The organism is Desulfobacula sp. (assembly GCF_021107415.1).
Genome location: NZ_JAIOSW010000103.1, coordinates 1 through 6,959, shown reverse-complemented (window position 1 = coordinate 6,959; position 6,959 = coordinate 1). Strand labels below are relative to the sequence as shown.

At 41.7% G+C, this 6,959-nt stretch carries 9 protein-coding genes; 7 read left to right on the top strand and 2 right to left on the bottom strand.

Going from position 1 to position 6,959, the window contains the following annotated elements; all coding sequences use genetic code 11:
• The first annotated feature begins 227 nt into the window (after positions 1–227).
• From K8S13_RS05430 to K8S13_RS05400, 7 genes are all read left to right on the top strand, one after another.
• Positions 228–593, top strand: coding sequence for a hypothetical protein (locus tag K8S13_RS05430; RefSeq protein WP_291461036.1), 366 nt, complete (start codon positions 228–230; stop codon positions 591–593).
• Positions 594–884: 291 nt separating this feature from the next.
• On the top strand, positions 885–2,348 hold the full coding sequence (locus K8S13_RS05425; RefSeq protein ID WP_291461035.1) for a hypothetical protein: 1,464 nt from the start codon (positions 885–887) through the stop codon (positions 2,346–2,348).
• A complete protein-coding gene (locus tag K8S13_RS05420; protein WP_291461033.1) occupies positions 2,335–3,654 on the top strand; it encodes a hypothetical protein in 1,320 nt (439 codons plus the stop codon). The genes K8S13_RS05425 and K8S13_RS05420 overlap by 14 nt, the downstream gene beginning before the upstream one ends.
• A 109-nt stretch (positions 3,655–3,763) precedes the next feature.
• Positions 3,764–4,162, top strand: coding sequence for a type II toxin-antitoxin system RelE/ParE family toxin (locus tag K8S13_RS05415; protein WP_291461031.1), 399 nt, complete (start codon positions 3,764–3,766; stop codon positions 4,160–4,162).
• Positions 4,163–4,168: 6 nt separating this feature from the next.
• Positions 4,169–4,447, top strand: a complete 279-nt coding sequence (locus K8S13_RS05410; RefSeq protein ID WP_291461029.1) for an addiction module antidote protein — start codon at positions 4,169–4,171, stop codon at positions 4,445–4,447.
• A gap of 444 nt (positions 4,448–4,891) precedes the next feature.
• Positions 4,892–5,041 (top strand): hypothetical protein, encoded by a 150-nt coding sequence (locus K8S13_RS05405; RefSeq protein WP_291461026.1) that lies wholly within the window; start codon positions 4,892–4,894, stop codon positions 5,039–5,041.
• On the top strand, positions 5,038–5,856 hold the full coding sequence (locus K8S13_RS05400; RefSeq protein ID WP_291461024.1) for a hypothetical protein: 819 nt from the start codon (positions 5,038–5,040) through the stop codon (positions 5,854–5,856). Before K8S13_RS05405 ends, K8S13_RS05400 begins: the two co-directional genes overlap by 4 nt.
• Positions 5,857–5,999: 143 nt before the next feature.
• Here K8S13_RS05400 and K8S13_RS05395 read toward each other — a convergent pair whose 3' ends face one another.
• Together K8S13_RS05395 and K8S13_RS05390 are read right to left on the bottom strand one after the other, a co-directional pair.
• Entirely contained in the window at positions 6,000–6,356 is a 357-nt protein-coding gene (locus tag K8S13_RS05395) for a group II intron maturase-specific domain-containing protein (RefSeq protein WP_291461022.1), read from the bottom strand.
• Positions 6,334–6,843, bottom strand: a complete 510-nt coding sequence (locus tag K8S13_RS05390; RefSeq protein WP_291461020.1) for a reverse transcriptase domain-containing protein — start codon at positions 6,841–6,843, stop codon at positions 6,334–6,336. The genes K8S13_RS05395 and K8S13_RS05390 overlap by 23 nt, the downstream gene beginning before the upstream one ends.
• Positions 6,844–6,959 lie beyond the last annotated feature (116 nt).

Genomic DNA, 6,959 nt, shown 5'->3' with positions numbered 1-6,959 from the left:
TGAAACTGGGCCGGGGAAGAATGGACGATCTAAAAATATTCCTGGCTGAAAGGGCAAAGGAAGCTGGGGTTCGAGACACATATTTGGAATATTATTTCTCCCAAACAACAGGAAGTCTTACTTTATCTTCTTATAAGGAAATCAAGAATGAATGAAAAAAAGAAGAGTGGGGAAAATATGAGCCCAAGCTCCTTAAAATTATAAAAAAGAACTTTAATATTCAAGCGGTGAAAATTTATTTATATCGGAAAGAATATGAAAATGCTCTTAAATATTTTGAGAGAAATAGAAGATTATCTTACTTTAGCTCTCATGAGGTATTTTCTACAGCAGAAGAACTTGAAAGCCGATATCCGGAACAAATTCTCAAGTTTTACAAATTATGTGTTGGCGATCTTAATGTATCTGCAACCAGAAAAACCTATGCAGAAAACGCTGTTGCAGTTGCAAGAATTAGACGAGTTCTTTTGGAGGTTCTGAAAGAAACAGATAAATGGAAAGAATATGCATTACCAATAAAATCAAACAACGAAAAGAGACCAGCGTTTCAGGATGAATTTGCAAGAGCCATTCCTGATTGGAAAAATTTATAGTAACTTTATCCGTCTGTAACCATTTGTGCAGAACACCCTATTTCCAACAAAAAAATGAACCGGGTGATACCGGTTATTTTCAAGTTAGCCGCTCAACTTAACGTTTTTAATGGTTTACAAACATTTATGTGTCTGGTTAAAAAGTGCTGATTTTAAAGATTTTGAGTTGTTTTTTTGGCTTCTTTTAGCCGAAGATCCTAAACATTCTGTCACTATTCTGGATCTGAAAAACCGTTCCGGAGATTTCCACCGAAATGACTGTTATGAACCTTAACTAAAATCAGGAGGCGTATGAAAAAATTCAAACCCGGTCTTTTGTTCTTGTGTATGGCAATTGGCCTGTGCGGATGCATCAGGCAGGATCTTGCCATTTATCTGAATTCTGATGGAAGCGGACAAATCGTTCTAAAAAGCAAGATCAATGTTCAAGAACAGATGCTTAAAAGTATTGAACCGGATATGAAATCGGATTCTGACAAACTGTTAAAATTTAAACATCTCACTTTTAAAGAAACCTTTGTAAAAAAAGAGGACGGTCAGTGGTATGTCACCATTTACCGCTTTAAAAACCTTGGCCTGGCTTTGCCTGAACTTGAATATGAAATCCCCATGATGCCGCGATTTACCGTCAGAGAAGATAAGTTTGAGATGAGTCTTAACCGGGAACGTGAAACCAATGAGGGATTCCAGATCGAGGATAAAGAGTATGATGATTTATTCTATCACCTATCTGTTACCTTTCCTGTCCCACCCACATCGATCAATGGCAAAATTTCAGGAAAAACCGTCAGGTGGGAGTTTGACGAAGCCGATATTAAAACATTTAAAAGTATGAAAATCGGAACCCGGATCGCTTATGCCCAAATCCCTGCTTCCGGGATAAACGCAGATATCAAGCCGCGTCTTCTGGGCGACCCGGTCCGGGAACGCGGATTCGGAAAATCGGGTTTGACCGGCGGCGGGAGCCATGCCGACGTATCAAGTGATGCATTAAGCAGTTACTATGCTAATATTCACATACTCGGGGAACACAATACGTTCCAAGACGGATTGAACGGCAGTATGGTTGTAAACTTCACCCTGGATACCCTGGTGGCTGCCCCGTTTTCCTACACGGATCTAAAATTAAAATCATTGGTTATTGATGGAAGTAAAATCGAGTCAGCCATAGATGGAGAAAAAGACGGTGTCTTTACCGGCACGGACCGCTGGGGGCGAAAGCTCGGTGCTTTTCCGGTAAAAGTAGGGTTCAAGGCAAAAAATGCATGGCCGCAAAAAATAGATAAACTTGAGATATCTTTAAAGGTTGAAGAGCCGACTCAAACCCGTAAACACCTTATCGCTGTCAATGACGATATGCACTCCAAAACACAGACATTTGCAGAAAACAAAAAACTGATAATCACCCGGGTGGAGCATGGCAGTTCAACAGCCGCCTTTCCCGGCGCATCCATTGATTTGGTCACCAATTGCAGAGCAACATCCATTTTGGGTGTCTACCTGGACACCAGTTATGGCCTGCGGTATGCAATGAATGTGCTAAAATGGAAAGAAGCAAAGCTGAATCAAATCTGGGAAAAAGGAACAAAGGAGGCGGCCGGTAAGCTTACCAACAAAGACGGAATCGTATATCTTGTTTCACTTGGCCTGGATCACATCCCTAAGCTGCCGTTTAACCTGATGATTAAAGTCATCGAAAAAAAACGAAGTGTTGAAAAAAAATTAAAGCTGGAGGCAATCCATGTGTCTAAATAATCTTAAAATTTGTTGTCTGTTCATTGCTACAATTTTATTGACCGGATGCATCGACCGGGAAGTGACCATCATCTTAAATCCTGATGGAAGTGGTATCCTTGAATATTTGGAACACTTTGACCGGGCCGATGAAGAGATGCGCGACAATATTAAAAAACAGATGGCTTCTGAACAAATGTCATCGCCGCTGGATGAAGACAGACTGGAAAAGTTATTGCCGACTCCGAATTTCAAAGTAATCTGGTACACTGAGGATAAACAGCAATTGCGGCGCAAAATTATTGTTACATTTAAAGATATCAACGAGCTGCTTGCCCGGGAGCAGTCAGCGGCATTTAATATCACGGGTCTGGACTTTCATTTGAATCAGAATGCACTTGATTTTCGTTTTTCGGGCAAACCTGGGAAAACACCTGACAAAAACCCCAAAGCCCCTCTAAAAGACATGGCTCCGCCCCGATTTACCCTTACAATAGTCAACGGAGAAACCAGAGAAAAAATCACTTATTTTCAAGAAGGGACAGGGAATGCGATTCCTGACTGGAATGCCAGTCTTCCGTTCAAAAGCGCAGGTTTGAGGCGCGTGGCAATGAAAACGCTGTTTAAAAATTTCCCTGTTGTCCAGGCTAAAATACCAAAGATATGGTCCGGGGCATGGCATGTAAACCAGGGGCAAATTTCAAGAAGTTCCCTGAACCTTGAAATGACTGTCTCTTTTGAGCAAGAGCCTGATACCACCTATGTGAACTGGAAAAATCCTGTCCTGCTGAAAGGGAGTTTTGATAATGAGTATGCGGCTGAATTTACCCAGATGAGCTCAAAAAACGGAGCATTTACCGATAAATACGGCAAGGCAACACCGGGATCATTCAATTATCAGATGAATTTGAAAAAACCGGATCATCCGGTTTCCCAACTGGAACAGACAATTGTGCGGTTTGTTGTGGAAAAATCAGAAATAAAAGAAATAAAAAAATTTAATCGGCCTGAAAAAGGGGTAACAATAGAGATTGATGGTGTTGTTTATGAGATAGAAGACTTATCCGATACAAGTATTTCAATCAAGATTACCAAAAAATTGATGCGGTTTTCCAAGCTGTTTCAATTAACCAGGCACGGAAACCGAGTTGAGTTGAAACGTGGGAATCGGTCGACTTCCGGTGATACCGAATCAATCAGCTTTGCCCTGGTTGAACCACCGGGGGAAAGCACATTTTTTGTACAAGCCCATTCCGGTGTTCACCCGATCTACCTTGATCTGACAATTGGTCCACTGGACTTGACCCCCCAGACAAGAAGCGAATAAGTGGTCAAATTATACGGTTTCGAATTCAGACGGAAAACGCAATTGAAAGTTATGAAGCAGGGAAGAATAGTTCAGTTCCTTTATTAGTTTATGGGCCATAAATCAATCTGTGGATTATTTATGGATCACAAAGTTTCAACAAAAAAATGAACCGGATGTGACCGGTTATTTTAACGTTGACACATTGTCTCTTATGTGCGACACTACGATTGTGAAATATGAAATCGAAACAACAAATATTTTTGATAAGTGGTTTTCAAAAATAAAGGATATTAGAAGCAGAGCCCGAATTATCAACCGCTTTGACCACATCCAGCTTGGGAACTTTGGAGATTATAAAAGGTTGGGAACTGACCTGTTTGAGTTGCGTTTCTTTTTTAGTTCCGGTTTCCGAATCTACTACACCATCAAAAATGGGAAGATTGTCTTTCTGCTTTGCGGCGGTGATAAGTCCAGCCAAAGTAAAGATATTAATAAAGCAAAAGCCATTCTGGCCGAATTGGAGTAATTATCTATGAAAATAACTACCAAAAAATGGGACACCAGCGAATATTTGGACAACCCTGAAATGATCCATGAGTATCTAAAAGCAGCCTTTGAGGAGGGTAACAGCGAATTGCTAATGGTTGCTATCGGTAATGTGGCCAAGGCCAAAGGCATGAGTGAGATAGCACGCAAAACAAATTTGAGCCGCCAAAACCTCTACAAGGCATTGGCACCAAATAGTTCTCCAAAATTTGAGACCATCAAAAAAGTAGTTGAGGCCCTTGGTTGCAAACTCGCTGTGGTGTAGGGGGAACTCAAACACTACCAGATAGCGCCTATCTATGTATTCATTCACGGATGATCCCCCTCCCCCCCCCCAAAAAGATACAAGGTTAAGCGTGGCTTGAATGATTTTAAAATATCACACCATCCCAACTTTAAAAATGCTACGGACTACGCCGCAGATTTTCATGTTAACCGGACAGTCGGAGCGGGGTTGACAATTGCCTTATAAAATGCTACCGCTGAAGCTTTAGCAAGCGGGTCCACATAAGGCGGTTCACCAAGTTTACTGGGCCGTACAGGTAATGAATTTTCACCCACTTATCTTTGACAAACGGAATCAGAAAATGAATCAGCCAACCCACGGCTGTATGGAAATAACAAATCAAAAGTTTAACCAATCAATTTTCTGATAGGTGTGGGTTTATTGGTTTGTAATAGCCAAGTTTGAAATAAGGAGAGTAAAAAAATGATGCGAACCACCCAGATTATGGCAACAATATTTTTTGTTCTTATCTGTTTTGTTTTAAATACAGGGGCTGATGTGGTTGATGGTAAGATAAGAATGGATACCAAGGCCTTTAACAATGTAAAAATAATAAACGGAGGTGTTTCATGATACCTGATAAAACATCATTTAAAAACGTTCCCTATACGTGTTCAGGAGGTAGTGTGAAGCCGCTGTTTGGGTGTAAAACAAGCCATTATCGATTTAGATATATTAAATCGAGATGCAATATTACAGTTGTAAACAATACAATGCATGGTAAATCTATAAGTGCTCAATTGAACGAACAAGGAGACTCAGTATTTTTGCCTTGGCAGGAAAACCATATTACATCCTTAAGATTAGAAGCACCTTTACAGGCTAATATAGGAGTAAAATTCTTTTATACTGCAAATATGCATGGATGTAAGTTTTATGTCGACACCATAAAACGGTCGAATGATGTCGTTGTTTATCATGCTAATGCGAAGGAAGAAGATCCGGGAGGGGATAATCGGGCACCAAACAGCCAATTACCGGCTTGCGTCCAAAAATTGGATGAATTGCATGGCATGGCACAAAGAGAGTATGGAAATATAATTCAAAAAAATATTATCAGTTTTGGAAAAACAAATTATTTTAAAGACGCTAATCCATTAGTCGCGTTGAAAAAAGTAAGAGTATTGCCGGTTGGTATCCGTAAACGAAAAGCTGAGTGGGGTGGGAAATGTTTTGTATATGCATACCCTGCAGGAGGGAAATGGAAATTTTATTATCAAACCTTTGGTCAGGTTTCGTATGATCGGCCAAGCGGAGCGGGGAACGTTATACTTGGTGCTATAACTGGACATTGGAAATATCTGCACAAACTGAGAACGGAAGGAAAAACCGGTATCGTCAGGCCTTTTAGCGTTATCTCCTCAGGTGAAATCCCCATACTAGGGTGAATTAAAACGTGATCCTCCCCCAAAAAACTGGAGGCAGAGTTAAGCCAATTTTGAAATAGTATCCAATCGGGTAGCCGGGGGTTTTAATCCCCCAGCCCCCACAACACCCTGCATGCGGGTCCGCACAGGGCGTTTCACCAAGATTACCGGGCCGTGGCCGGGTAATGAATTTTCACCCACTGTTCTTTGACAGATATTAACCCTTGTTCAGATAGCCATTTGTTGGTCATGCCGGTTTGCGCAACCAGGGTTCTGGCAAGATGCCAAGGCCCTTTGCGACTGATCGCTGTCATGATGGCCTGTCTTTTGGAAGTTCCAAGTTTAAGAAGGTTACGGACTTTGGTACGGGCATAGCGCCACTGTTTCCAGTAGCACATCCGTATCCGGCGGCGGAGCCATTCGTCTAATATAGGGATGGGACGGTAATACTCCGGTATCCCGTAATAATTCATCCAGCCCCGAATACTGCCAATAATTTTATCGGTACTCCATGGAAACAAACCAACTCCTTCCTGTGAAGAGACGTATACGCCGCTTGAACTCCAGAAAGGATTTATCACTCCACCTGATTTTGCCACGTACAAATACAAAACCAAGAAAACCGCACTCCTCCACCGGTGCAACCTTGCTTTTCTTCTCATTGACCGTAAGCCGCAGCTCACGTTTAAGGAACCGGCGGATACTTGCCATCACCCGATTACCAGCACTAAGACTTTTCACCATAATGATGAAATCATCTGCATACCGGACAAAGTGGTGACCACGTTTTTCCAATTCCTTGTCCAAATCATCGAGAAGAATATTAGCTAATAACGGTGAAAGCGGGCCGCCCTGGGGAACACCCGTGGGCGTTGCCTGAAGGCGACCTTTGACCATAACACCGACTCTCAGATATTTACCGATAAGCTTTAGCACACGCTTATCTTGTATCTGGCGGGATACTCTATCCATAAGGACATCATGATTAACTTTATCGAAGGAGCACACGACACACTACCCACCTCGACGGTTTTCCGTCAAAAGTAGCGATAACAAAGAACCTCCATCCTTTACAGGGAAAGTCCCTTGATGTTCTTGGTTGGCTCCACAGAAATGAAATTTTA